General features: G+C 38.6%; 28 protein-coding genes and 1 riboswitch. Of the genes, 11 read left to right on the top strand and 17 right to left on the bottom strand.

From position 1 onward, the window contains the following. Window positions 1-63: 63 nt before the first annotated feature. Window positions 64-411 carry an ArsR/SmtB family transcription factor gene (locus AC1DCY_RS17405; RefSeq protein ID WP_049667424.1) on the bottom strand — a complete coding sequence of 116 codons (348 nt, stop codon included), beginning with the start codon at window positions 409-411 and terminating at the stop codon, window positions 64-66. A 170-nt stretch (window positions 412-581) separates the two neighbouring features. Next, window positions 582-1,763, bottom strand: a complete 1,182-nt coding sequence (locus AC1DCY_RS17410; RefSeq protein WP_477352169.1) for an MDR family MFS transporter — start codon at window positions 1,761-1,763, stop codon at window positions 582-584. 272 nt (window positions 1,764-2,035) lie between these two features. Here AC1DCY_RS17410 and mnmL point away from each other — a divergent pair, with 272 nt between their 5' ends. Next, the gene (gene mnmL, locus AC1DCY_RS17415; RefSeq protein ID WP_477352171.1) at window positions 2,036-2,992 is read left to right on the top strand and encodes a tRNA modification radical SAM protein MnmL/YtqA; all 957 of its coding nucleotides are present in this window, start codon (window positions 2,036-2,038) and stop codon (window positions 2,990-2,992) included. Further along, window positions 2,989-3,567: a tRNA 5-(aminomethyl)-2-thiouridylate-methyltransferase MnmM gene (gene mnmM / locus AC1DCY_RS17420; protein ID WP_477352173.1), complete on the top strand. Its 579-nt coding sequence runs from the start codon at window positions 2,989-2,991 to the stop codon at window positions 3,565-3,567. The genes mnmL and mnmM overlap by 4 nt, the downstream gene beginning before the upstream one ends. 201 nt (window positions 3,568-3,768) lie before the next feature. Here mnmM and AC1DCY_RS17425 read toward each other — a convergent pair whose 3' ends face one another. The 4 genes from AC1DCY_RS17425 to AC1DCY_RS17440 form a co-directional block, all read right to left on the bottom strand. Then, a complete protein-coding gene (locus AC1DCY_RS17425) occupies window positions 3,769-4,041 on the bottom strand; it encodes a hypothetical protein (RefSeq protein ID WP_477352175.1) in 273 nt (90 codons plus the stop codon). A 154-nt stretch (window positions 4,042-4,195) separates the two neighbouring features. After that, on the bottom strand, window positions 4,196-4,834 hold the full coding sequence (locus AC1DCY_RS17430; protein ID WP_477352177.1) for a superoxide dismutase: 639 nt from the start codon (window positions 4,832-4,834) through the stop codon (window positions 4,196-4,198). A 160-nt stretch (window positions 4,835-4,994) separates the two neighbouring features. After that, window positions 4,995-6,503 (bottom strand): alanine/glycine:cation symporter family protein, encoded by a 1,509-nt coding sequence (locus tag AC1DCY_RS17435; RefSeq protein WP_477352179.1) that lies wholly within the window; start codon window positions 6,501-6,503, stop codon window positions 4,995-4,997. Between the two features lie 126 nt (window positions 6,504-6,629). Further along, entirely contained in the window at window positions 6,630-7,436 is an 807-nt protein-coding gene (locus AC1DCY_RS17440; protein ID WP_477352181.1) for an alpha/beta hydrolase, read from the bottom strand. A 135-nt stretch (window positions 7,437-7,571) separates the two neighbouring features. Between AC1DCY_RS17440 and AC1DCY_RS17445 the strand changes: the two genes are divergently transcribed. After that, the gene (locus AC1DCY_RS17445; protein ID WP_477352183.1) at window positions 7,572-8,090 is read left to right on the top strand and encodes a gamma carbonic anhydrase; all 519 of its coding nucleotides are present in this window, start codon (window positions 7,572-7,574) and stop codon (window positions 8,088-8,090) included. 191 nt (window positions 8,091-8,281) lie between these two features. Here AC1DCY_RS17445 and metK read toward each other — a convergent pair whose 3' ends face one another. Further along, on the bottom strand, window positions 8,282-9,478 hold the full coding sequence (gene metK / locus AC1DCY_RS17450) for a methionine adenosyltransferase (RefSeq protein ID WP_132364592.1): 1,197 nt from the start codon (window positions 9,476-9,478) through the stop codon (window positions 8,282-8,284). A gap of 76 nt (window positions 9,479-9,554) precedes the next feature. Beyond that, window positions 9,555-9,821 carry a hypothetical protein gene (locus AC1DCY_RS17455; protein ID WP_477352186.1) on the bottom strand — a complete coding sequence of 89 codons (267 nt, stop codon included), beginning with the start codon at window positions 9,819-9,821 and terminating at the stop codon, window positions 9,555-9,557. Window positions 9,822-9,957: 136 nt separating this feature from the next. Further along, window positions 9,958-10,076, bottom strand: a riboswitch (SAM riboswitch). Between the two features lie 122 nt (window positions 10,077-10,198). Between AC1DCY_RS17455 and AC1DCY_RS17460 the strand changes: the two genes are divergently transcribed. The 4 genes from AC1DCY_RS17460 (at window position 10,199) to AC1DCY_RS17475 (ending at window position 14,430) form a co-directional block, all read left to right on the top strand. Further along, on the top strand, window positions 10,199-10,324 hold the full coding sequence (locus AC1DCY_RS17460) for a hypothetical protein (protein ID WP_477352188.1): 126 nt from the start codon (window positions 10,199-10,201) through the stop codon (window positions 10,322-10,324). 667 nt (window positions 10,325-10,991) lie between these two features. Further along, the gene (gene pckA / locus AC1DCY_RS17465; RefSeq protein WP_477352190.1) at window positions 10,992-12,578 is read left to right on the top strand and encodes a phosphoenolpyruvate carboxykinase (ATP); all 1,587 of its coding nucleotides are present in this window, start codon (window positions 10,992-10,994) and stop codon (window positions 12,576-12,578) included. 544 nt (window positions 12,579-13,122) lie between these two features. Beyond that, window positions 13,123-13,380 (top strand): hypothetical protein, encoded by a 258-nt coding sequence (locus AC1DCY_RS17470; RefSeq protein WP_477352192.1) that lies wholly within the window; start codon window positions 13,123-13,125, stop codon window positions 13,378-13,380. 93 nt (window positions 13,381-13,473) lie between these two features. Continuing rightward, a complete protein-coding gene (locus AC1DCY_RS17475) occupies window positions 13,474-14,430 on the top strand; it encodes an alpha/beta hydrolase (RefSeq protein WP_477352194.1) in 957 nt (318 codons plus the stop codon). Between the two features lie 307 nt (window positions 14,431-14,737). On the opposite strand, the gene AC1DCY_RS17480 is transcribed toward AC1DCY_RS17475, so the two are convergent. From AC1DCY_RS17480 to AC1DCY_RS17490, 3 genes are all read right to left on the bottom strand, one after another. Next, window positions 14,738-15,514: an alpha/beta hydrolase family protein gene (locus AC1DCY_RS17480; protein ID WP_477352224.1), complete on the bottom strand. Its 777-nt coding sequence runs from the start codon at window positions 15,512-15,514 to the stop codon at window positions 14,738-14,740. Next, window positions 15,498-15,962 (bottom strand): NUDIX domain-containing protein, encoded by a 465-nt coding sequence (locus AC1DCY_RS17485; protein ID WP_460013422.1) that lies wholly within the window; start codon window positions 15,960-15,962, stop codon window positions 15,498-15,500. Before AC1DCY_RS17485 ends, AC1DCY_RS17480 begins: the two co-directional genes overlap by 17 nt. A 322-nt stretch (window positions 15,963-16,284) precedes the next feature. Next, window positions 16,285-16,602, bottom strand: coding sequence for a transposase (locus AC1DCY_RS17490; RefSeq protein WP_132364602.1), 318 nt, complete (start codon window positions 16,600-16,602; stop codon window positions 16,285-16,287). A 138-nt stretch (window positions 16,603-16,740) separates the two neighbouring features. Between AC1DCY_RS17490 and ytzI the strand changes: the two genes are divergently transcribed. The 4 genes from ytzI (at window position 16,741) to AC1DCY_RS17510 (ending at window position 18,456) form a co-directional block, all read left to right on the top strand. Continuing rightward, entirely contained in the window at window positions 16,741-16,887 is a 147-nt protein-coding gene (gene ytzI / locus AC1DCY_RS17495; protein WP_477352197.1) for a YtzI protein, read from the top strand. Between the two features lie 69 nt (window positions 16,888-16,956). Then, a complete protein-coding gene (locus AC1DCY_RS17500) occupies window positions 16,957-17,118 on the top strand; it encodes a hypothetical protein (protein WP_477352199.1) in 162 nt (53 codons plus the stop codon). After that, window positions 17,115-17,348, top strand: a complete 234-nt coding sequence (gene yidD / locus AC1DCY_RS17505; RefSeq protein WP_053485074.1) for a membrane protein insertion efficiency factor YidD — start codon at window positions 17,115-17,117, stop codon at window positions 17,346-17,348. The genes AC1DCY_RS17500 and yidD overlap by 4 nt, the downstream gene beginning before the upstream one ends. A 106-nt stretch (window positions 17,349-17,454) precedes the next feature. Beyond that, the gene (locus AC1DCY_RS17510; RefSeq protein ID WP_477352201.1) at window positions 17,455-18,456 is read left to right on the top strand and encodes a metal ABC transporter solute-binding protein, Zn/Mn family; all 1,002 of its coding nucleotides are present in this window, start codon (window positions 17,455-17,457) and stop codon (window positions 18,454-18,456) included. Here the strand turns inward: AC1DCY_RS17510 and AC1DCY_RS17515 are convergent. From AC1DCY_RS17515 to AC1DCY_RS17540, 6 genes are all read right to left on the bottom strand, one after another. Continuing rightward, window positions 18,404-19,621, bottom strand: a complete 1,218-nt coding sequence (locus tag AC1DCY_RS17515) for a transglutaminase domain-containing protein (RefSeq protein ID WP_477352203.1) — start codon at window positions 19,619-19,621, stop codon at window positions 18,404-18,406. The genes AC1DCY_RS17510 and AC1DCY_RS17515 overlap by 53 nt on opposite strands. 348 nt (window positions 19,622-19,969) lie before the next feature. Further along, the gene (locus AC1DCY_RS17520) at window positions 19,970-21,394 is read right to left on the bottom strand and encodes an o-succinylbenzoate--CoA ligase (RefSeq protein WP_477352205.1); all 1,425 of its coding nucleotides are present in this window, start codon (window positions 21,392-21,394) and stop codon (window positions 19,970-19,972) included. Window positions 21,395-21,775: 381 nt separating this feature from the next. Continuing rightward, window positions 21,776-22,594, bottom strand: a complete 819-nt coding sequence (gene menB / locus AC1DCY_RS17525) for a 1,4-dihydroxy-2-naphthoyl-CoA synthase (protein ID WP_049667407.1) — start codon at window positions 22,592-22,594, stop codon at window positions 21,776-21,778. Between the two features lie 64 nt (window positions 22,595-22,658). After that, window positions 22,659-23,468 (bottom strand): 2-succinyl-6-hydroxy-2,4-cyclohexadiene-1-carboxylate synthase, encoded by an 810-nt coding sequence (menH, locus tag AC1DCY_RS17530; RefSeq protein WP_477352207.1) that lies wholly within the window; start codon window positions 23,466-23,468, stop codon window positions 22,659-22,661. Beyond that, on the bottom strand, window positions 23,456-25,180 hold the full coding sequence (gene menD / locus AC1DCY_RS17535) for a 2-succinyl-5-enolpyruvyl-6-hydroxy-3-cyclohexene-1-carboxylic-acid synthase (RefSeq protein WP_477352209.1): 1,725 nt from the start codon (window positions 25,178-25,180) through the stop codon (window positions 23,456-23,458). The genes menH and menD overlap by 13 nt, the downstream gene beginning before the upstream one ends. Continuing rightward, on the bottom strand, window positions 25,173-26,558 hold the full coding sequence (locus tag AC1DCY_RS17540) for an isochorismate synthase (RefSeq protein WP_477352211.1): 1,386 nt from the start codon (window positions 26,556-26,558) through the stop codon (window positions 25,173-25,175). The genes menD and AC1DCY_RS17540 overlap by 8 nt, the downstream gene beginning before the upstream one ends. Between the last annotated feature and the right edge of the window lie 134 nt (window positions 26,559-26,692).

Here is a 26,692-nt window from a genome sequence, read left to right on the forward strand (position 1 = left end):
ATAAATCTTCCCTTCAAAATAATAAGCAAGGTAAATGTTTCATAAGAACTCAGTCTACAAAATTTACATATCCTCTTCATTATTTTCATTAATAGTCATTTCTTCTAATCTTGAAATTGTATTTATCAAATGATTGTTGAAAATATCCTTTGCAACACCAAGTAATTCTCCAATCATCGGATCGCTTAAAGAATAGTAAACTTTTTTCCCCTCTTTCGTTCCATGCACAATATTTTTGCCTCGTAATACACTTAATTGCTGAGAAACAGCTGAGCCCTCTTTTTCTAAGCAGCTTTGAATTTCATTGACATTTTTTTTACCATCTACTAGTAATTCTAGTATTCTGATTCGTAATGGATGTGCTAAGGCTTTAAAAAAATCTGCCTTAAATTGCTGCAAGCTCTCTTCCACATAAATCCCTCCACGGAACTTCATCTTCATATATTCAAATATTTGAATATGTATGATTGATTCTACGCTACAATATGTTTACTTTCAAGAGTAAACATTAAAAAACGAGCAAAAAACGTGTTTCCCACACAGTTTTTGCTCGTTTCCGGAAAATTTTTGTTAAATTTAACCTATAAATCTATCACTGTTTTATTCTTTCGTAAAGGATAATCATAGATAAGACATGGAATAATCGCAAACAATACTATAATCACTAGAATTAATACGAGTACAATCATGCCAAACTGATCGACCATAATACCACCAAATAGAGGGCCAATCATACGACCAGTTGTTGCCGCACTATTAATAATCCCTTGATAAAAGCCCTGACGCCCTTTTGGTGCAAGCTGATTGGCGATGGTAGGTAAAGCAGGCGTATAAAACATTTCACCAAAAGTCAGCACAACCATTGCTGCCCCAAACATTTTAAAATCACTTGCAAATGCAATGATTCCAAAGGATATTGCGATAAGGATAACGCCAAATACTAATTGACGCTTCAATTTATTTTCCCAACGTTTCACTAGCGGTGCAATTAGCGGTTGCCCTAAAACGATAAGTAGACCATTAATAGTCCAAAGTAAGCTGTACTGTTTCAATCCTAATCCTAGATCTTGCGTATAGGAAGAAATAGTCGCACTCCATTGTGAATAAGCTAACCAGCATAGTACAGAGGAAGAACTTATAATTAATAATGCATAAAACGGCGCTTTATTTATAATTCGCTTACTTTCACCCACGACATTCATCGGTGCAATGCTCCCCGCTTCTAATCGTTTAAAAGTAAACAACGCTATAAAAAAGAACAGAATATACATAGCTAAGTTGACCTTAAAGACGTAGTCAAATTTGTAATCAGCAACAACGCCGGCAAGTGCAGGACCAATTGCTACTCCTAAATTTTGAGCTAAATAAATTGCGTTAAAGGCCTTTCGTCCACCCTCAGGCCACGCAGTTCCAGCTAAAGCAAACATTCCTGGGAAAACAATACCTCCACTAAAGCCAAGAATCGTTAAAATCCACACATACTGTGGCCAGCCGTGCCAAATCGTTAAAGCAATTAATGAGGCAATCGTCAAAAGAATGCCCAACATTGTGGATTTATAGCCACCTATTCTATCAAATAAATAACCACCTAAGAGATTTCCTAATACTCCAGCAGCAGAATTCAACATCAACACAAAGCCAGCCATCGCAAGTGACTTCCCTAAATAATCGTGCATATAAATGGCATTTAAAGGCCATAAAAATGAGTTGCCCGTCGTGTTCACAAGCATTCCGATAATTAAAAACCAAACACTTTTTGGCATAAAATATCCTCCGTTATTTCGCTACTCTAAATAGTTAGTTTATGTTGAAAAATACAAAAGTACAAGAAAAATAAATTTACTCTTTTTACATACTCTTTAGAATATTTTTTGTGTAGCTTTCGTTCTGCCCACCTCATGATTAACTCCGGTTGATGTACTTTTTGCTCAGCTTCCCACAGCATACACTCCGGTCATTCACATAATATTAAATTCTTCTTTCATGACGGAAGCACTAGCACGTGATAAAATATAGTGTTAGAGGAGTGAAATAAATGACAGAAACAAACTTTCCTTTTCCTTCAGATGGAAAAAGATATTATACATGGAATCGCTATTTACGTGAGCAATTTGGTCATAAAGTTTTTAAGGTAGCACTAGACGCGGGCTTTGACTGTCCAAATCGTGATGGTACCGTTGCCTTTGGAGGCTGTACGTTTTGTAGTGCAGCAGGTTCAGGTGATTTTGCGGGCAACAAAGTTGATCCTATCGAAGTGCAATTTGCTGAAATCCGTGACAAAATGCATCAAAAATGGAAGGACGGCAAATACATGGCCTACTTCCAAGCATATACAAATACACACGCACCACTTCCTGTATTAAAGGAAAAATTTGAAGCTGCATTGGCTCAAGAGGGTGTTGTTGGATTATCTATTGCAACGCGCCCAGATTGTCTTCCAGATGATGTAGTTGAATATTTAGCTGAATTAAACGAGCGCACCTATTTATGGATTGAGCTCGGACTTCAAACAGTACATGAAAAAACAGCAAATCTTATCAACCGCGCCCACGACTATGCAACATATGTGGAAGGTGTTGAAAAGCTACGAAAGCATGGTATTCGTGTATGCTCTCACATTATTAATGGCCTTCCTCTTGAAGACTATGACATGATGATGGAAACTGCTCGCGAAGTCGCAAAGCTTGATGTACAAGGCATTAAAATTCATTTACTACACCTTTTAAAAGGTACACCAATGGTTAAGCAATATGAAAAAGGCATGTTAGAATTTTTAGATCAGGAAGTTTATACAAAGCTAGTAGCAGATCAGCTTGAAATTCTACCACCAGAAATGGTTATTCACCGTATCACAGGTGATGGACCAATCGATTTAATGATTGGCCCGATGTGGAGTGTTAATAAATGGGAAGTATTAAATGGTATTGATGCAGAGCTTGAACGCCGTGGAAGCTGGCAAGGGAAATTTTATCAAGCTGAGGTTACGAAATGAAGCTACAACGCATTTTACAATATGCACAACAGCTAATAGAGGATACAGTTGAAGAGGGCGACACTGTAGTGGATGCCACAGCAGGAAACGGCCACGACACATTGTTTTTAGCACAACTTGTCGGCGATGAAGGTCAAGTATATGCCTTTGATGTTCAAAAGAGCGCTGTTGATGCAACTCTCCATCGCCTTTTAGATAATGGCTTAGAGCATCGTGCACTTGTTTTACATAGAGGGCATGAAGAAGTAGCCAACTATGTTCACAAGTCAGTAGCTGCTGCAATTTTCAATCTTGGTTATTTGCCTGGTAGTAATCACGACATCGTTACACAGCCAAATACAACGATACAAGCAATTGAAGATTTGCTAAAGCTGCTCAAAATCGGTGGTCTTATTGTCCTTGTCATTTATCACGGTCATCCGGGTGGTAAGGAAGAGCGAGATGCTGTGATAGAATATGTCAGTCAACTTCCCCAAAAATATGTACATGTACTGAAATATGAGTTTCTAAATCAACAAAACGATCCACCCTTTGTGATTGCTTTGGAAAAAATGAAAGATTACTCGTTAAGTTAGTTAGATAATTTCAATATTAATATTTATTTAAGGCATGATTTCGATAGAGCATCGGAATCATGCCTTTATATTTCTTTAAGCAATTATTTTCTGTAGCGACAGGTATAGAAATCTCTCACCTCTATAGGTGGTGAGATGAATGCAGGTTAAGTTACTTTTCAGCGGGCGTACAAACATCCGCTGAAATAGAGGAACTCAGGCCTAAGAACTTTCACATCCTGTGAAAACGCCTAAGTGGCCAACATCGGTTGTTGCTGCTGCCGCTTTGCTTTCGCGCAAAAAACATTTGCTGCTGCCGCTTCGCTTTCGCGCAAAAAACATCTGCTGCTGCCGCTTCGTTAGCACTGCGCTTTCGCGCAAAAAACGTTTGCCGCTGCCGCTTCGCTTTCGCACAAAAAACATTTGCTGCTGCCGCTTCGCTTTCGCGCAAAAAACATCTGTTGCTGCCGCTACGTTAGCACTGCGCTTTCGCACAAAAAACATTTGCTGGCCAAAGCACAAAGCCGATTTAGGACGCAATTGTGCCGAAGCATAATTTATTTAAGAAAAAAATATCCCCCGATGGCGCGGGGGATATGGGGAGTACTTATTCTTTACTTTCATGTCAAATTACCTTAATTAACTTAGCTTAGTTAGATTTTAAAAGTGTTTGTTGTTTCATTGCATCCACATAACGTTGATTGACTTTATCCCAATCGACAGTATTCCACCAATTCGTAACAAATTCAGGGCGACGATTTTGATATTTCAAATAATATGCATGTTCCCACACATCAATAACGAGTAGAGGAATCTTCCCCTCTTTTAAAGGTGTGTCTTGGTTAGCTGTACTCATAATGGTTAATTGTTCACCATCTAGTACTAGCCATCCATATCCACTTCCAAAGCGGGTAATCGCTGCATTAGAAAGCTGATCCTGAAAATTATCAAACGTTTTAAAATAATAATCAATCGCCTTTCCAATATCAGCATTTGCCTCACCACCACCTTTGGGACTCATCAATTCCCAAAATAAACTATGGCAATAGTGTCCTCCACCATTATTTTGTACGGCTGTTTGAATATCTGCTGGCAACACATCAAGATTGCTTAATAAATCTTGCAACGACTGATTTTGTAAATCCTTATGACCTTCTAAAGCCGCATTTAAATTATTTACATACGTAGCATGATGCTTAGAATGATGAATTTCTAACGTTCTAGCATCAATATAGGGCTCTAACTGATCATAATCATATGATAGTTTCGGTAAATGGAACACGGTCATTTTTTCACCTCCTCTTAAAAAAGTTTCCTAAAGGAAAAATGATTTCCCTTAGGAAGAATATACCTTCTTTTTTTATTGTCGTCAATAGAAATTTTTTTATAAATCAAAAAAGCTATCTAATAGATTGTTAAAATCTATTAGATAGCTTTCTCGTTATTGTCTATTTATTTTTACGTTTTTCATTATAATCTACCCAGAAATCTGCACCTTTAATTCCTAGTTTACGAGGATCAAAAACAGGATCTTTTCCTTCTTTTTTCTGTTTTTCATAGTCCTTCAACGCGACTATAGCAGGCTTCATAATAATTAAAATCGCTAAAACGTTAATCCAAACCATTAGGCCTAATCCAACATCCCCCATAGCCCAAGCAAGATCGGATGTGCGGACTGTACCGTAAAACGCAGAAATTAAAATTGCAAATTTAGCAAGCCATATGACGACTTTTTCTGTAGTTCCTGAGAATAGATACGCCACATTTGTTTCGGCAATGTAGTAGTATGCCATAATCGTCGTAAAAGCAAAGAAGAATAATGCAATTGCTACGAATGGTCCACCAAAACCTGGTAGTGAAGAGTCAACTGCATATTGTGTAAAGGCTGCACCTTCTTTAATACTTTTCGCAAATGTTATTTGTTCTTCTCCCGTTAATCCACCTTTATTGAAATCACCAACATAAACATATGAATCAGCACCGTCTGCAGCTTTTTCATCGTGTACATTGTACATACCCGTAAATAAAATCATAAATGCTGTAGCTGAACAGATTAATAGAGTATCAATATACACAGAAGCAGCTTGAACGATACCTTGTTTAGCAGGGTGTGATACTTCTGCTGCCGCAGCCGGATGCGCACCTGTCCCTTGACCTGCCTCATTTGAATAAATACCGCGTTTAACCCCCCATGCAATAGCGGAGCCAATAATACCACCAAAGATTTCATGCGCACCAAATGCGCTAGAAAAAATTAATGAAAATACAGCTGGTACTTCTTTAATATTCATTGCAATAATGACGATGGCCATCAGAATATATGCTAATGCCATAAACGGTACAATGACTTGTGCAGCATTGGCAATCCATTTTATCCCACCGATAATAATAGTACCTAATAATACAACAATAATAAGTCCTGTAATCCAAGTCTTAACATCGAAAGCGTTTTCAACAGCTGTCGCAATTGCATTCGATTGAACACCTGGCATCAATATTAACATGGCAGCTAATGCGGCAACAGCAAATATAACTGCAAACCACTTTTGCCCCATTCCTTTTTCTATGTAAAAAGCCGGCCCGCCACGATATTCTGTATCTTTCTCTTCTTTATAAATTTGAGCCAACGTCGACTCAACGTAAGCAGTTGCCGCACCGATAAAGGCGATTGCCCACATCCAAAAAACAGCACCAGGTCCCCCCATCCCGATTGCTGTAGCAGTACCGGCAATATTACCTGTACCTACTCGACCAGATAATGCGATAGACATCGCTTGGAAAGATGAAATCCCCTTTTCCGATTTTTCACCTTTAAACATTAAAACAAACATATCTTTAATGTGTCTTACTTGTAGGAACCGTGTAATGATTGAAAAAAAGAGCCCAATTAACAAAATGCCATAAATAAACCACGGTCCCCATAAAATTTCATTAATTTTCCCTACGATTGTTTCCATTTTACCCCTCCAATGTGAAAAATATTACTTTAAGTCATTATAGTATTACACTTTTCTGAAAATTACAACATTATATTCAAGTAACAAAAAGTTAGTAATTTTCTAGTTAATTGGAGAGGTAATTCACTATTCAATTATATAGCCAATTCTTCGAAGAGCATTATTAATAAAATCACGTATATAAACAAAAATCTCGTCACGCTCTACTTCATGAAATAGATTATGATAACAGTTTGCCCATTCTTTGAATTGAAACTCTGTAAATTCCATCTGATGAAGCCAATTACGTGTTTGTTTAGTTTCAGTAATTTTATCTTTTTCAGCTGTCATAACTAACATAGGCATATTAGGAAATTCAGACTCAGGCAATAACACTAAATTGCGCATCATTTGCTGTAGTTCTCGATACCATTTTACTGAAACAACTGACGAAAAAGGAACCTCATCCTTCATCTCATCTCTACCTTCTACACTGCGCGTTAGTGATTCTAATGTAATTTCATGGGTCAGCTTCACATTTGCAGTCAGGGCACTTAAACTAGTTAAAGCATTTGATAGTTTACCTGGCAATAGCTTTAAATGAAGCCAAGGTGAAGTTAAGATAATCCCTGCGCATTCATATTTTCGTTTTTGCATGGTATGTAGTAATAGTGTCGCACCAAGCCCATGTCCTATTAAAAAGACAGGTAAATTATACGAAAAAGCATTCTCCATTAAATGCCTCGTATATTTGTTGTATTCTTTAAAATCTTCATCGTGAACACGAGAAAATCCTACATTTACTCCATGGTTTGGTAAATCCCCCATGACTATGTGGAAGCCTTCCAATCTAAGTTTTTCTATAAGCCATGCATACCATCGGTGATTTTCATAAGCACCATGAAGAATAGCAACCACAGCCTTTGCTTGTCCATCAGCTTCCCATTTCCACATTTCACATAGTCCTCCTAAAAAATAATTACACAATGATTATATCGGAATATTTAGCTCATTTTAATTTTATATTTCCATCAAGTTGCGTATTTGATACGATAATATTACATCATAGAAAGAAAAGAGGCGATCCTTATGATCTATCCATTTAAAGGTAAAGAACCCAATATCGATCCATCTGTTTTTATTGCCGATTATGCAACCGTTACTGGTGACGTTACAATAGGTGCTGAAACAACGATTTGGTTTAACACAGTTATTCGAGGGGATGTATCACCAACAATTATAGGAAAAAGAGTTAGTATTCAAGACCTCTGTTGCTTACATCAAAGCCCTAAATATCCACTAATTATTGAAGATGAAGTAACAGTAGGACATCAGGTAACTTTACATAGCTGTACAATTCGAAAAAAAGCCTTAATAGGTATGGGCTCTATAGTATTAGACGGAGCGGAGATTGGAGAAGGTGCATTCATTGGGGCGGGTAGTCTTGTACCTCCAGGCAAAGTCATTCCTCCAAATAGCTTAGCACTAGGCCGTCCTGCAAAGGTTGTAAGAGAATTAAATGAAGAAGATAAAGAAGATATGGAACGCATCATACGTGAATATGTAGAGAAAGGTCAATACTATAAATCTCTTCAACCAAAAAATTAATAGCTATTTCAACTAAATCAAAGCAGCTCCACGTCTGCTTGGGCAACCGAGCCATCCATGATTAGGATTAGGAGCTTATTTTTTTTCGTTAAAAAAACAGCGAAAGGGGCTTTTAAATTTTTTGAGCCCCTTTCAGTAATATAGTATTTTAAAATATTTTCCTAGCTACTTTATCACTTTAGCTGAATAGTTTATAAACCTGCTTTTTCTTTTAATGCATCAGCTTTGTCTGTTTGTTCCCACGGTACATTTAAATCAGTACGACCGAAGTGACCATATGCTGCAGTTTGCTTATAGATAGGACGACGCAGGTTAAGCATTTTAATAATCCCCGCTGGGCGTAGATCAAATAGCTCGCGTACCCATTTTACAATTTCACTTTCTGTAACTTTTCCTGTCCCAAATGTATCAACAGCAATAGATACAGGTTGAGCAACACCAATCGCATAAGCTAGTTGTACTTCAGCTCGATCTGCTAAACCAGCTGCTACGATATTTTTTGCCACATAGCGTGCTGCATATGCCGCTGAACGGTCTACCTTAGTTGCATCCTTACCTGAGAAAGCACCTCCACCATGACGTGCATAGCCACCGTATGTATCAACGATGATTTTACGTCCAGTTAGACCAGCATCCCCTTTAGGACCACCAATTACGAATCGGCCAGTTGGGTTGATGAAATATTTAGTATCGGCATCTAGTAATTCACTTGGAACAACTGGAGCAATAACGAATTCTTTTAAGTCTGCTTGAATTTGCTCAAGTGTAGCTTCTTCATCATGCTGTGTTGAAATTACAATCGTATCAACGCGTACTGGTACATTGTTTTCATCATATTCAACCGTTACTTGCGTTTTTCCATCTGGACGTAAATATGCTAGTTCACCAGATTTACGTACTTCCGTTAAACGACGAGCTAATTTATGCGCTAAACTAATTGGTAATGGCATAAGCTCTGGCGTTTCGTTACATGCATAACCGAACATTAAACCTTGGTCACCTGCACCAATTGCTTCAATGTCAGCGTCTGTCATAGAGCCTTCACGCGCCTCTAATGCTTGGTCTACACCTTGAGCAATATCAGGTGATTGCTCGCCAATAGCAACAAGTACTGCTAGGTTTTCAGCATCAAAGCCGTATTTCCCACGTGTATAACCGATTTCTGCTACAGTATCACGAACGATACCTTTAATATCTACATAAGTAGAAGTAGTAATTTCTCCTGCTACTAATGCTAAGCCTGTTGTTACTGTTGTTTCACACGCTACACGCGCATTTGGATCTTCTGCTAAAATAGCATCTAAAATGGCATCCGAGATTTGGTCACAAATTTTGTCTGGATGTCCTTCTGTTACACTCTCTGATGTAAACAGTCGACGGTTTGTCATTTGATTTTCCTCCTATTACTTTTACAAATAATATTTGCGAATTAATACGGTACTCATTACCCATGTCAAGTTCACCCTAAGGATTGAACTCCCAAGCCGTTGTTGCTGTCGCTACGTTTGCACTACGCTTTCTCACAATAAAACCAACTGTTGCTTTCGCTACGTTTGCACTACGCTTTCGCACAATAAAAACAACTGTTGCTGTCGCTACGTTTGCACTACGCTTTCGCACAATAAAAACAACTGTTGCTGTCGCTACGTTTGCACTACGCTTTCGCACAATCAAAACAACTGTTGCTGTCGTTGCACTTACGCAGAAATAAACAGCTGCTGCTTTTAACACGAGGATTTCGAAAGATCCGTCATTATAATAAGGAAAGGACTATATACTTACCTTTAATTCGTTTTTAACAATAAAAAAATCCTTTTCTCACGCTTACTTAACATGAGGAAAGGAATAATGACTTCGTAACCTTTCACTCTTATCGTTCAAGGGGTTCCCCCTTGCATCAGGTTGGCACCAACGCATGTCGTGAAATAGTTCATGCAGGTTGCCGGGTTTCACAGGGCCTGACCCTCCACCAGCTCGGGATAAGAGTATCCGTTCAATATCTCATAATACGTAAAAGGTCGAACGTTGTCAAATATTTTTAATCTTTCAGCGAGTGTCCAAACACCGCTGAAATAATAGAGGAACTCAGTCTAAGAACGCCACGTCCTGTGGCAATTTATCTGCGCGAAAGCGAAGCGTCAGCAACACGGTTTTATCTGTGCGAAAGCGAAGCGTCAGCAACACGGTTTTATCTGTGCGAAAGCGAAGCGACAGCAACAACAACACACGACTGAGAGACCAACATCGTGCTGTTGCCGCTGCCGCTTCGTTAGCACTGCGCTGTCGCACAAAAAAATCTGCCGCTACGCTTTCAAGCAAAAAACATCTACAGGCCTAAGCACAAAGCCGATTCCGGACGCAACTATGCCGAAGCATAATCGATTGTATTCATATAAAAAAAGTATGGAATTTATCAAGAAACTGATTTGGATTATGCTGTAAATTAAAACAAAATAATCCCTACTCTCCACCTCACATCATGTGTTAACATATGTGTAACCCTTTACAGCACATTTTGTAGCGAAAGCAAAGCGTCAGCTACAGAACATGTGGTGGATGAATATGATTGTAGCCCCTTTTCAGTCGAAGACAAGCTCCAACTAATAAAAAAACAAGCTAAAACTTCACATCCTGTGCGAACCTCATGTTAGCCAAAAGCTTCAAAACACAATTTTGCTGTGTCGAAAGTGAATGTGTGATCACTTATAATAAATAGGGTAATAAGCATTATCAAAACGAATTAATTTACTTTTTGTCGTTTTCTTGAAAAGTAATAAAATCTGAAAAATAATTTCTGAATTAGTATAGATTATTTAAGCAATTGTGTTATACTATTTTTGAAATTAAGAAAATCTCCCCCAGACACAAGGGAATACTATAAAAAAGGATGGTATTTAATCGATGAATTCAGTAGAAATTGCAAACGAACTGAAGGAATTATTAAACGGCGGTAACATTAATGTTCAACTTTCAGTACCACAATTAGCTGAAAAAGCTACATCTCGTGGTGAAGCTATGTTAACAGTAGATGGCGCAGTTCGTGCAGAAACTGGCAAATACACTGGTCGTTCACCTAAAGATAAATATACGGTAGAAGAAGAGAGCACAAAGGATAAAATTGACTGGGGTAAAGTTAACCGACCAATTTCTTCTGAAGTGTTCGATAACTTATATGTAAAAGTAGTAAAATATTTAAAAGAACGTGACGAATTATTCGTATTCAAAGGCTTTGCTGGTGCTGACAAAGATTCGCAATTAAGCATCCAAGTAATCAATGAATATGCTTGGCACAATCTTTTCGCTCATCAATTATTTATCCGTCCAACTGAAGAAGAGTTAGCTTCTCATGTTGCTGACTTCACAGTTATTTCAGCTCCTAACTTTAAAGCAGACCCTGCTGTTGATGGCACTGCTTCTGAAACATTCATCATTGTATCACTTGAAAAGAAAATTATCCTAATCGGTGGTACTGAATACGCTGGTGAAATCAAAAAATCTATTTTCGGTATTATGAACTACTTGTTACCACAACAAGGCATCCTTTCAATGCACTGCTCAGCAAATGTTGGTGAAGCTGGTGATGTTGCATTATTCTTCGGTTTATCTGGTACTGGTAAAACTACTTTATCAGCTGATCCTGACCGTAAGCTTATCGGTGACGATGAACACGGTTGGTCTGATAACGGTGTATTCAACATTGAGGGTGGTTGCTATGCAAAAACAATTAACCTTTCTGCTGAAAAAGAACCAGAAATCTACAACGCAATCCGCTTCGGTTCTGTTCTAGAAAACGTAGCTGTTGATCCAGAAACTCGAGTTTGTGACTATGATGATGGTTCATTAACAGAAAATACACGTGTAGCTTATCCAATTCAATACATTGAAAATATTGTTGATCCTTCTGTTGCAGGTCACCCAAAAACAATCATCTTCTTAACAGCTGATGCATTTGGTGTATTACCTCCAATCAGTAAATTAACAAAAGAGCAAGCTATGTACCACTTCCTAAGCGGTTTCACGTCTAAACTTGCTGGTACAGAACGTGGTGTAACAGAGCCAGAACCAGTATTCTCAACTTGCTTCGGTTCTCCATTCCTTCCACTTCCAGCAACAGTTTATGCTGAAATGTTAGGACAAAAAATTGACGAGCACGGTGCACAAGTATTCTTAGTGAACACTGGTTGGACTGGTGGCGAATATGGTACTGGTAGCCGTATGAAGCTTTCTTACACTCGTGCAATGGTACGTGCTGCAATCGATGGCAAATTAACTGATGTTGAAACAATTCAAGATTCAGTATTCGGATTAAACATTCCAACTTCTATTGAAGGTGTACCAACAGAAGTGCTTAATCCTCGTGATGCATGGGCAGACAAAGCTGCTTATGATAAAAAAGCTGCTGAACTTGCTGGTTTATTCAACGATAACTTCAAGAAATTCTCAAATGTTTCTGAAGCTATCACTAAACTTGGCGGTCCAGTAAAATAATTTACTAAGCAAAGGGAACGATTTAAAAGTCGTTCCCTTTTTTATGTTAAAAAACTTTAATTTCAATAAAATTAAGGTGTCCTATTAAGGCTCTTCTGCACAACGAGGGTTGATTTCCGTTCCGACTGGGCGCTTTCCTGGGGGCGTCCGATGAGCCGCTTCGCTTCGCTCCAGGGTCTCATCTGTGACGCTGATCCCCAAGGAGTCGCCCAGTCTCCACTCCAATCAACTATTTCACTTAGCAAATATTTTCTTACATGTTTCTCTTATTTATAGTGTGAACTCATTTTTTAGCAATAAGTGATTTTTATGCGAGGTCGAAGTGGCAACAACAGATGTTTTTGTACAAAAGCGGAATGTCAGCAAAGGGTTTTAGTCTGTGCGAAAGCGTAGCGAAAGCAACAACAACAGTTGTACAATCAATTTCACTGTTATAAGTCTACTCTGATCGATTATGGTGAGTAGCATAACTTTCACTTTTAACTTTAAAGTCAATTATAAAAGTTCTACGTTGCTGACTGGAGTGGAAGGCTACTCGACTCCAGTGGGAAAGCGAGACAGGCGAGACCCTGCACGGAGCGGATGTGTTCTGTGCGAAAGCGTAGCGTCAGCAACAACAACAGCGAAGGAAGCGGCTCGACGCTCGTCCACAGGAAGCTCTGCTCTGCGCGAAAGCGAAGCGTCAGCGACAAAGCGAGTATCCTGGAACGGAAATCACCCACATTTAAAGTGCCACAACAATCGCAAAGATTTACTTAACTATTTTGTTTTTCAACACTATAAAAGGGAACAATTAGAGTAGTTCCCTTTTTTATCTCCCCTATTTTATAGAATTCTACTTTTCATATTAGTAACTTTGTGTATAATTCATAATAGTAGTTTTAGGGGGATATATATGAAAAAAAAATATAAAGTGATTATTACCATTGTCAGTCTTCTATTAGTATTGTTTGTTGTTGCTGGATTTTTTGCAGGGAATTATTTCTATAACTTCGCCTTAAATCCTAATACTGATAAATCAGATGTGTTTAATGCTCCACAAAATTCTATTGCTGTTAGTCCTAAAGATGCTAAAGAAAAAGAAGAGAGTGAGAAATGGTTTAAAGAGAATTATGAGGACTCTTATATACAGTCTTTCGATGATTTGAAATTACATGCCTATACGCTTAAACATGCAAACGACACAAATAAATGGGCAGTTGTTTTCCATGGATATTCATCTGATGGCTCACAAATGGCAAAGTACGCTAAGCATTTTTATGATACAGGCTACAATGTTCTCGTACCTGATGCAAGGGCTCATGGAAAAAGTGAGGGTGACTATATTGGTATGGGCTGGCATGATCGGCTTGATGTAGTGTCTTGGATTAATAATGTTATCAGTTCTGATAAAAACGCTGAAATTGTTTTGTATGGTGTTTCCATGGGAGGTGCTACAGTGATGATGGCCTCAGGAGAGGATCTACCTGACAATGTTAAGGCTATTATTGAGGATTGCGGTTATTCCTCAGTTTGGGGTGAATTCTCCTATCAATTGCAAGCAATCTTTAATTTACCTGAATTCCCCATCATGCACTTTTCTTCAATTGTTACGAAGTTAAGAGCTGACTTTACGCTTGGTGAAGCTGATAGCGTCAAGCAAGTAGCAAAATCAAAAACACCGATGCTATTCATTCATGGAAGTAATGATACATTTGTTCCATCTGATATGCTAGATGAGGTATATGAGGCTGCCAATGTACCGAAGGAGAAATTTATAGTTGAAGGTGCCGGACATAGCGGTGCAGAAAGCGTTGCTGGAGACGCTTATTGGAAAACTATTAATAACTTCTTAGCAAAATATATAGACTAATTGTCTTTTATTCTACCGTTCAGGTGCCTGCCGTTAAGCACTTGAACGGTTTTTTAGTATACCCGAGCAGTTTTTCGGGCTTCCTGTTCAGTTTTCCACTTGACCCGAGCAGTTTAAACTGCCACAGGACGTGGCGTTTTTAGACTGAGTTCCTCTATTTCAGCGGATGTCTTTTGTACCAAAAGCGTAGCGACAGGTACGGGTGTTTGAACACCCACTGAAAAGTAGCTTAAATCCGCAGTCATCTCACCAAAGAAGTTAAAAGACACGTTGGTTCAAAACAATGAAGGAAATGGTAGACCTTCATCTATTGACGTTTCATCCACTCGCAAAGTGCATGTACTGTTGCTCTATTTTGGGCAGGTGGATACTGATGAGCATAGCGAAGATCATACCATGTTTCATATCTTTTATTAGCATCCTTTAAATAAAATTCTAACTGTCTTGCATGTTCAATATCTACATTTTCATCACGATAGCCATGAATAATAAGTACTGGAGCTGTAATGTGCTCTATCTCGAAAAGTGGTGTTCGAGCATCATAAGCCTCTGGTACACGATTAGGCGTCCCTCCAATAACCCGCTTCATCATCCTGCGCATATCTGTCCGCTCCCAATATGTAGCTGTCGCATCAGATACTCCCGCCCATGTCACAACAGATGTGATATCTCTACGTAAGATAGCAGTCCAAAGTGCCATAATACCACCACGTGAAAAACCAAAGACATGAATATTATCATTACAAAACTGTTTTAGCACGTCTACTGCGTATACAGCATCATAACGATCCACTCCTGCAAACTCATCTCGTCCTTCTCCACCTCGATTGCCACGGTAATATGGAGCAAAAACGATAAAGCCTTGAGCTGCAAACTGTGCGACACGCGAAGGTCTAACCATACCAATGCTTTGCATGCCTCCCCGTAAATATAAAAAACCATCATATGTACCTTCTGCCTTAGGCTCCGCTAGTAATCCTTTCACACGTAAACCATGTGACATATACGTGATTTCTGTTAAACGAATAGCTGGATTAGGCGAAGGATAAGGACGTTTTCCAACGATCTTACCATTGGTCATAATGCTTCAACTCCTCCAGCATTTTCTGCATACCTGCATCCTTCATATGAAAGCTTAAATTTGGATGATGAGTAAATTCTTCATCCGTTAGCCAAGTCATCCCTGAAGTTTCTAAATCAAATTCAATGTCCTCCTGCCCCGCAAACTGTGCAGTAAAGACCGTTTTACAAAATAAGATGTCATCATGAACGGCGTATTCTGCAAACCATTTAAGATTTTTCACATGAACACCCGTCTCCTCGAATACTTCCCTAATGGCTGCCTGCTCCAATGTTTCCCCAGGTTCTTGCTTTCCTCCTGGAACCTCTACACCACGTCGTTTATGAATCGTACATAACCACTTATTTTCATGCTTTAATAAAACGAGTACATGCTTAGGCTCAGTGTCCAATTCACCTCTTTTAAAACTTAAATCCACTTGCAAACCATTTAAATCTGTAAATGTAAACATGCTCTTCAACTCCTTTTTCTCTATTTCATACACTGAGTCGAATCAGCGTTACGGTGATGATCTTTTATTTCACTATAGTGTATTCATGTATCTATAATCAACAGATAAAATCACTTATATTAACTTCCATTATGCGGTGCGATAGGCGTCTTTTTAATACTATGTTTATTCGATCGCGAACAATAACAGCGTCACAAGTTGCAATTTATTCACTGCTAGCTACTAGTGCTCAAAACGTGAGCTCTTCTATATGACAAGGTTCATCCGTCAAAAGCTCTCATCAATAAAAAAGAGTCACTGATATTTTTCAGTGACCCTACGTTTAGACACGTTTATTGAAATATGGAAGCTGTTCAACAAATGCCTTTGTATCCGCATCCCCATACTCATGAACAAGTGCATAGATTTTTTTTAATCGCAAATCAATTTCATCATTTTCTCTATCAAGATGATACTGTATATATGGCAATTGCGCACGCCATGCATTCGCAATTTCTAACATCTGCATTTGCTGAAAAATCTTTTCAAATACATCTAATGCTTGGCGATCTATGTTGAGTTCAAAGTTCCACTGTCCTGCATAGGGATTTGTATAATACGTTCTATTGGCAAGTGAAAAATATACACGCTGACGATCCATCTCTACAAAACACTCCTTTTACCATAGTATGGTGGTAAAAGGACTGTTTTATTCGCTGGAATGTCAAACTTCCTTCACAACTAAGTAAGATTATCTAATTTATAATAGAAAGTATGAATAAGGAACGGAGTGAATGCCATGAGTTTAATCACACTCTTAGTTGTAGCAGCAATCATCGTTATATTAGTAACGGTCGCGACTATTTTAAGTGTCAATCGTGCGTATGCTTTTAAACATACAGTTGATGAAAAACCACAGCAAAGATTTCATCAAGATGATGACTAGTTCAATTTGTACATTTTTTTAAGACAATCTTTTATAATAGTATTAACAATAGAATTTGGAGTGAATGCAATGGGAGTACCATTACCAATAATCATTATGATCGCAATGATGATGCTTATGTTTGGCGTTTCTGTTATTGTCTTGTTGAAGAAAAAAAACAATTTCTTTACACAAACTATCGATTCTAAGCCTAAGCAAATCAACGCTCAACAAAAGGATAAACAACTGTGAAATATCCCTTTATATGGCTCATTAAGTTTTACAGAAAATTTATATCACCCATGACACCGCCATCCTGTCGCTTCCATCCTACATGCTCCTCCTATGGACTAGAAGCTTTTCAAAAACACGGTGCCATTAAAGGATTCTATTTAACAATTAAACGTATATCAAAATGCCAGCCATTCCATCCAGGTGGCTTTGATCCAGTACCTGAAAAATGGCCTTCGAAAAAGAATTAATTTTCGAGGGTCATTTTTTCTTGTACTTTTATCGGATGTGCGTTATTATAGAAACTGTTCAAAAATAAATCGTAATGATTACTATTTTAAAGAGGTATACTATAAGATGAAAAAAATTATTTTGTTATTTTTAGTTGCAGTTCTTGCCCTATTCACTGCTGCCTGTGGGAATAAATCGGCTACTTCCAAACAGTCAGAGACAAAGGATAAATTAACAATTTACACAACTGTCTATCCATTAAGTTATTTTGCACAACGAATTGGTGGCGATTTTGTAGAGGTTTCTTCTATTTATCCTGCTGGCGCTAACGAACACACATTTGAGCCAACACAAAAAGATATGATGAAATTAGCAGATGCCGATGTATTTTTCTATATAGGCTTAGGACTAGAAGGCTTTGTTGAAAATGCCAAAAAGACTCTAGCTAATGAAGATGTAACAATGGTAGCAACTGCAGATCAGGTTGCTGATGAAAAATTAGCTGTGAGCACAGGTCACTCACATGATGATGAAGAGGAAGCACATCATGATCACGAAGATGAAGACGGACACGGACATGATGACCACGATCACGGTAATGTAGATCCACATGTTTGGCTATCTCCAACTATCAGTCAAGACTTAGCACTTTCCATTAAAAACACTCTAGTTGAAAAAATGCCAGAACAAGAAGCTACATTTACAGCTAATTACGAGGCATTGGTAAAAGAACTACAAGGTTTAGACAATGAATTTAAAGCTATGGCTGATAAAGCGCAAGAGAAAACGTTCTTCGTATCACATGCAGCATTTGGCTATATCGCAGGACAATACGGCTTAAAGCAAGTTCCAATAGCTGGTTTAAACTCACAAAGTGAGCCTTCTCAAAAAGAACTTACGGCGATTGTTGATAAAGCAAATGATTTGCATATTCACTACATTTTATTCGAGCAAAATGTCTCTTCTAAACTAGCCGAGGTTATCCAAAAAGAGGTTGGAGCAAAGTCTCTTGTCTTGCACAATTTAAGCGTTTTAACAACAGATGATATAAAGAATAATGAAACTTACTTCACCCTTATGAAGAGAAATATTCAAACTTTAAATACTGCATTAAACGCTCACAAATAAAGTAAGGAGGTGCCCCGAACATCGTATGGGGCACCTCCTTTATTATGACATACTTTTCTTGTGGCATTCGTTTTTCCGCTCTATAAATACTAACTAGCCCTTTTTTCTTATACATAGCATTTTGTGTTATCTTTCGATTATCCTTTACTTGGGCTACATTACTTTCTAAAATGATTGGTTCCCATTCATATAGATGCACCTGAACAGAATTATCGCTTTTATTACCTTTTAAAAGCAGACTAGGCTGTGCTATTAATTGTTTTACAGTTTGTTTATTTTTACTAAAAACGGACAGCCCTTTATCAAAGGCAAAATAACCATCCAGTATTGGTTTTGTAAGAACTTCAACCTTATTCGTTTTTTGTAAATCAAAATAGGCTTCGCTTGTAGCAGCTGGGAAACTCGTATAGTCCCAAGAGTGATCCTTAGCTACTTGGCGATCAGACACTAAAAAATAATTATAACGGACCTCACCCTTACGATCAGGCAATGGATCATCCCATGTAACATCGATATGATACCATGCATTATCAAGCTTCACTAAGACCCAGGCGTGTAGTTGTTCTCCTACTTTTCCTGGTACATATTGTACCTCAAAACCTAGCTTCTCTAACATTCGATAAAGCACTAAAGCATATGCCTGACAAACTCCMTTATTTTCAGTAAGCAATGTATAGGGAGAATATTGACTTCCTTCGGTTTCCTTTGAATATTCAGCAGATAGAACGATAAAATCATGTGCAGCTTGTATTTTCTGCAATTCACTTAATCCATGCATAGGTGCAATAATATTCGTCAAAGTCTGTTCTACAAATGCCTCCTCTTCCTGAGAAATATGATAAGTAAACTCAAATCTAATGACAATATTATTTGCATAGCCATCATATTTCCATTTAAAACTAGAAATATTGGCGTAAATATATGGATCCTGAATAGCGTGTTTAATGAGCTCAGATAGTTCATCTTTTATTTCTGACGTATTACCAGTATAACGAATATCAAATTCAGTAGATAATTGGATGACTTGTTTTTGAATTAGATGTTGTAGTGTTTCTATTGAATTGGCCGTTGCAATATTCTTTTGTTCATAGTTTGCGAATACTTGCACATGACTCATTTGTAGAACAAATAATATAATGACAACATTATATATATATTTTCTCATATGAGTCTTTCTCCTTTACTAACTAGTTTATGCCTGTCATTTCTTATTATGTTAATGAATGATTAATTTAATCCTAAAAATTTACTAAAAATGACTCTTACAACGAATAAAAGAAGCCTTCTTATAAATGAAGGCTTCTTTTATAGTGTTGAAAAAAACATTGAAATTAAGGTGGCATATCAAATAAAAATATGCCCTTTAGCAAAACGTGGAGTTGATTTCTGTTCCGGCTGGGCGCTTTTATGCTGTCGCTTCGCTTTCGCATAGATAAAGCGAGTAGCCTGGAACGGAAATCACTCTCATTTAAGCGCTTAAACATTCATAAAAGTTTGCTTAATCATTTTGTTATTAGTCCATTAATTTTCTACGAAGTAGTTTGTTGGCACCGTTACGAGGGAGCTCGTCCGTAACAATAATTTCTTTTGGTATTTTATATTTAGCAAGCTTCTTTTGACAAAATGCTTGTATTTGCTCTACCTCTGCTTCTTCTTTTAATACAACAAAGGCGATTGGTACCTGCCCCCACTCATCATCGTCAATGCCGCATACTCCCGCTTCCTTAACAGCTGGATGTGTAAGTAGCACATTTTCAATTTCAGCAGGATAAATATTTTCGCCACCTGAAATAATTAAATCCGCCCGACGATCAATGACAAATAAATACCCTTCTTCATCTATATAACCAATATCCCCAGTATGAAGCCAGCCATCAATCGTTGCATTTTTTTGAGCAAAACGACCAATGTACCCTGGTGTAACATGTGGGCCACGTATGCAAATTTCTCCTTCACCATTGTCATTCGGCTCAGCAATGCGAATTTGATTAAAAAATAATGGTTTTCCCGCAGAACCAATTTTTTGCATCGCATCTTCATTTGCTAATGTTGCAGTTTGTGATGAAGTTTCAGTCATACCATACGTCTGAGCTACAGCTAAATTCACTGCATGCGCTCTCTTTAAATAATCTACTGGCACAGGTCCACCACCCGCTAGCATCATTTTAAATTTTGGTGAAGCTTGCGCGTTTTTCTGCTCAAGAGTATGTAGAATCCTTTCTAATGTGACAGCGACTACCGACATATGTGTAACCTCGCCATCCATTATATTTTTGGAAATGGCTTCTGCATCAAACTGATCATATAAATGCACTTTATTGCCGTACAACAATGAACGCACTAAAATAGAAAAGCCACTAATATGAAAAAGTGGTACAGCACATAACCAAGTATCCTCCGCATGTAAACCTATATTTAAAACGGAGGCCGTTGCACTTGCCTGGTGATTTCCAACAGTTTGGCAAACGCCCTTCGGAAAACCCGTCGTACCAGATGTATACATAATCGATGTTGTTTGGTTTAAAGACCATTCTTTCGTAATATCAATAGCCGCTTCTGTACTTTTTTCTATAGTAGAAAATAAAAAATAAGATGTATGTGATGGTAATTTTTCTATATCCTCATCTGCAATTAATACCGCCATAGCCCCCGAATCCTCTAGCTGATAGGCAATTTCATCCTGTGTTAGCCTACGATTTAGCATGACCATTTCACATTGTAAATGCATACACGCGTACATCATAATGACAAGGGAAGGCTTACTCGGCCCCATTATTGCAATACGGTCCCCTTGCTTAATATCCAGTGCTGTAAGTTGACGAGCACGTTTTAACGATAAATCATTTAATTCTTGAAATGTCCAAGTCTGTCCATTATATGTTAAACCGTTTCGTAAAGGTGTTAAATAAGCTCGCTGTAAAATCCAATTTAGATACATCTCGTTATTCCTCCAATCAGCCTTAATCTTACCGCTTTATCACATCATCCGTCTATCCGTCAGTTTAATGACCTATGTCTCTTGCTTAGATGAGGTAATCCTTTGTTTTGAAAAGTCTATTTGGCGCTCTGACATAGTTTTCTGCTGCTTGAACTTGCAGTTTCGTCGCTTCGGCATGTCTTTCCTTCGCTAAGCCATAACTCTCCGTCGTTTGGACATGACTTTCCGTCACTTGGGCATGCCGTTCCGCCACTAAGCCATAACTTTCCGTCGCTTGGACATGTCTTTCCGTCGCTCTAGCAAGTCTATCCGTCTCGCTCCTTTAGATATACAAAAAGCTCGTATCTCATTAAGATACGAGCCGTTCAACGTTTCAGATAATCAAGGGAATCTTGGGAATTGACCGAAATCTGGTTGACGTTTTTCTTTGAATGCGTCACGACCTTCTTTAGCTTCATCTGTTGTGTAGTAAAGAAGAGTAGCGTCGCCAGCCATTTGTTGAAGACCTGCTAAACCGTCTGTATCTGCATTCATTGCTGCTTTTAAGAAGCGTAGAGCAGTTGGAGACATTTGTAGCATTTCTTCACACCATTGTACAGTTTCATCTTCTAATTGCTCATAAGGAACAACTGTGTTAACTAATCCCATATCAAGTGCTTGCTGTGCATCATATTGACGGCAAAGGAACCAAATTTCACGCGCCTTTTTATGGCCGATAATACGTGCAAGATAGCCTGAGCCATAACCAGCATCGAATGAACCAACTTTTGGTCCAGTTTGTCCAAAACGAGCGTTGTCAGCAGCAATTGTTAGGTCACAGACAACGTGTAATACGTGTCCTCCACCGATTGCATAGCCTGCTACCATCGCTACTACAGGTTTTGGAATAACACGGATTAAACGTTGTAAATCAAGAACGTTTAGACGTGGGATTTCATCTTCACCAACGTAGCCGCCATGGCCGCGTACTTTTTGGTCTCCACCTGAACAGAAGGCGTGTTCACCTTCACCAGTTAAAATGATAGCTCCTACATTTTTGTCATCACGCGCACGTGAGAAAGCATCGATCATTTCCATTACCGTTTTTGGTCGGAATGCGTTGCGCACTTCTGGACGGTTGATCGTAATTTTTGCGATACCGTTATAGAACTCATACTTAATGTCTTCATAAGTATGTAAGCTAGTCCATTGACGTGTCATTGAATTGCCTCCTAATAATTAAATTCGTCTCGTTCAAAATCGAGGCGATAACGTAAAAATTATATTACGTTAAATACTCCTCTACTATTGTAGCAAACTCAGCGGGATTTTCCACATGAATTGCATGTCCAGCGTCATTTACTGTCGTATGCTTGGCATTTTTTAATAACGCTTTCATTTCTAGTGCTATTTTACAAAATTTCTCATCTATTGAGCCTGTAATTAAAAGAACAGGAAATTCAAGTTTCCCCAACAGCATCCAATTTGATGGCTGACTGCCTGTACCAATCCCACGTAAGCTTCCTGCCAAGCCTTCCTCCTTCTGAGAAAGTCGCTCTAATCTAATCACTTCTTGGATACTGTGCGGTAAACGCTTTTGGGACTCAAACAAAGGAATGTTTTCCCATGCATTAACAAATGATAACAAACTGTTACTAATTATTTTTTCAGCTAAAGCGTTATCTCTCTCACGACGTTCAGAACGCTCCTTAGAAGTTCGTAAGCCTGGAGAAGCGCTTTCTAAAATTAGCTTTTCAATGCGTTCTGGGTAGGAGATTGCATACGATAATGCAACTCTCCCTCCCATTGAATAGCCTAGCAGCGTAAATTTCTTGAGCTGTAGCTGTCCAAAAACTTCCTCTAAATCTTGGATTTGCTCTTCCATAGAGAAACGACTAATTTGCTGAGGTATAGCTGTTTGACCATGCCCAATTAAATCAAGGGCAATAACTCGTACATTAGGTAGAGCTTTTGCCAAATTTCTCCACGTAGCCGTACTACCTGTAAAACCATGCAATGCAACGAGCGTTTGCTCCGCTTCTTCATTCCAGATTTCCACGTATGTTTCAAGCCCTCGAATCATTAGCTTTGCCATGTTTTTAACCCTGCGTTAATGCGATTCCACAGTGCCCGATGCGCATACACATTTTCCTCTCGATTCGTGAAAATCTCAATTAAGCGCAGTGGTCGTTTTTTCATCGTAGTGAACTTTACTGATAGCTCCGAAATATCATTTACTCGTATATAATCCATATCGTACATATTGGCAATATCATGGAATTTAAGGGCAGTTGGTGTACCAAATAAATCTTCATAATGTGCCTCAACTGTAGATTGTGGTAAATAAGAGAAAATACCACCGCCATCATTATTCATGACGATAATTGTCAAATTGCATTCCTGGTATCTTGAAGCAATGAGACCGTTGACATCATGTAAAAAGGCTAAATCGCCAATAAGCAAGTAGGTTTCACGGTTATTTCCTTGACTAAAGCCCATTGCTGTTGATACGACACCATCAATACCATTCGTTCCACGATTCGCTACTATCCTAATATCCTTTGGTGTCGCCATTAAAAACGTATCAATATCACGCACTGGCATACTGCTACTAACAAAAATATCACTGCCATTAGGAATCATTTTTAGTAATCGACTTACCATTGCTCCCTCATCAATCGCACCGTCAGAATAATACTCTATATACTCAAGTGCAATATCATTAGCATCCTGCCACTCAGCTAAATACTCTGTTTCTAATGATGTTTCAGAGATTTCTAATTGCGTGATCCACTCACCAATACTAGCGTGAACAAAATGAGTAGACACACCTGTAGAATCACGGAACATCGGATCTTCATCGACAACAATATACGCATTAGGCTGAGATTTAGTAATAAATTGCATGATAAATTTAGAAACAGGCTGTGCTCCTAAACGTAGTACCGTATCTGGTTCAACTAATGCTTTAAAATCTTCACTTTTCATAATGGCATCATACGTTGTGATTATATAAGGCAGACAATCCTCTGGGACAGTCGAACGCATATTAGATAAACTCTCGACAATGACCGGCCATTTTAATTGGCGAACAAACTCCCACATAATTGTTAAATCTGTACCGAGTGCTAGCTCACCAATAATAATAAAGCCTCTTTTGGTAGTACTTAAAATTTCCGATAGTTCTTGTTGAGTCGCCATTGAAGGGATTAGCTGACCCATACTACTATGCTTAAATGTCGTTTCTGGAAGTTCCTCTTGAAAATCAATCAACAAAGGTTCTCTGAACGGTACATTAATATGCACTGGTCCAAATGGTGCGCTCATTGCCACCGCTACCGCACGTGCAATATGACGCTCAATAAACGGCAATGTTGGTGTGGCACCATCTGCCAAAGGGAAATCCACGCTCCATTTGACATTTGTACCATATAAATTCGGCTGATGAATAGCCTGTGGTGCACCCACCTCTCGCAATTCATGTGGACGATCCGCTGTAATGACAATTAACGGTACACGAGCATAGCTAGCTTCAACAATGGCAGGAAAATAGTTTGCCGCAGCTGTTCCCGATGTGCATAAAAGAACAACAGGTTTTGCTGTAGCCTTTGCAATTCCTAGCGCAAAAAAAGCAGCAGATCGCTCATCAACCTGACGATACATATGGAGCTGTTTCGTTGAAGCAAATGCATAAGCTAAAGGTGTCGAACGTGAGCCAGGGCTGACAACAACGTTTTCAACACCGGCTTGCACTAGCGATGCTACCATTTTATAAACATAGTCCGTTAAAATTTTACGTTCACTCATGTAATTGTCCTCCTAGCGCACGAAGCATTGGACGGAATTTCACTAATGTTTCCTCATATTCAGATTGTGGCTCTGAATCTGCTACTATACCGCCACCAGCATATAAATAAGCTTTATCCTTAAGTAAAGCAGCCGAACGAATGGCCACTGCAAATTCCCCATTGCCATCAGCATCTACCCAACCAATTGGAGCAGCATAAAGTCCACGATTCATAGGCTCATACTTACGTATAGCTGCCATTGCCTCTTTCCTTGGCACACCGCCTAAAGCTGGCGTTGGATGCAAAGACTTTGTCAGTTGTAATATTGTTGCCTCACTATTCAACTGACCTTCAACAGGTGTATATAAGTGTTGTATATCTCTAATCTTTAATAGACGAGGACTATCCGGTATTTTCATCTCTACACAATTTTTACGGAATGTTTCCGCAATCATATCGACAACATATTGATGCTCGCCACCATTTTTCGAATCATTTAATAAGCTTTGTCCATAGGCCTCATCTTCCTCTGCTGTCTTACCACGTTTAATAGAGCCTGCCACACAAGATGAAAAGGCGCGGCCCTTTTCTACTTTTACAAGACGTTCAGGGGACGCACCAAAGAATAATAATTCTTGACGCTCTAAACCAAATAAATAGCTCTCCGGTTGCTCATGAATAATTTGTGATAGTACCTGAGGTGAAGAAACTTGTTCTTTAAATTGCAATGCTAGTGAGCGTGCAATAACGACTTTATCTGCCTTCTTCTGCTTAATCAATGCTGTTACTTGGTCAATCGAAGCTAAATATGGCTCCTTATATGGCTCAAAATAACTTGTGATTTCAGGCTTTGAATACGTTTTCACTTCTTTTACCTGAGCAGCATGAATTAAATGATCACGCTCTTTACGTAACGCTTCAAATTGTGATTCTGCCTGCTCATTTTTTGAAATAAGGTGAATACTTACAAACGCTTTGTCATCACGGATGACAAGCTGGTATGTTGCGAGTGCAAAATAAGCCTCTGGAAAGTCTGTCCACTCCCCAGTTACTTCATTTTGTGGATCGAATGTAAATCCACCAAACAAAATTGGTTGTAGCTCGCTTTGTCCCTGCACACAGTTTTTCGTTAAACTTTTCCATTCCGCTTCTACTGCATCGAAGCGCTCGTTTCTGGCGTTATTTTGAATTGTATAGGCATATCCTAGCCCTACTAATGTCATTGTTTTTTCTCTATTTTGCCAATAAAATCGTTCACCTTTATAATGCTCCTCGCCCGCCGCATAAAATGCGAGAGCCGATAAGCGACTTACTTCAATTGTTTCCATATAAAAATGAAGGCTTTGGCCCAAAGAGTCCACTTCTACCTCTGTGGCTTGGTACCACTTCTGTTGCATGAAAATTACCTCCGTTGTTGCAATGTACATAATGAATGACGCACGGTATGTTTTGTACTCGTTCTACACTTTCAGTCATAAATATCAACTGCTTTGGCTTTTCTTTAGCACAAAATGACCAAAACTTTGCATTA

Source organism: Lysinibacillus sp. 10T31, from assembly GCF_056394365.1.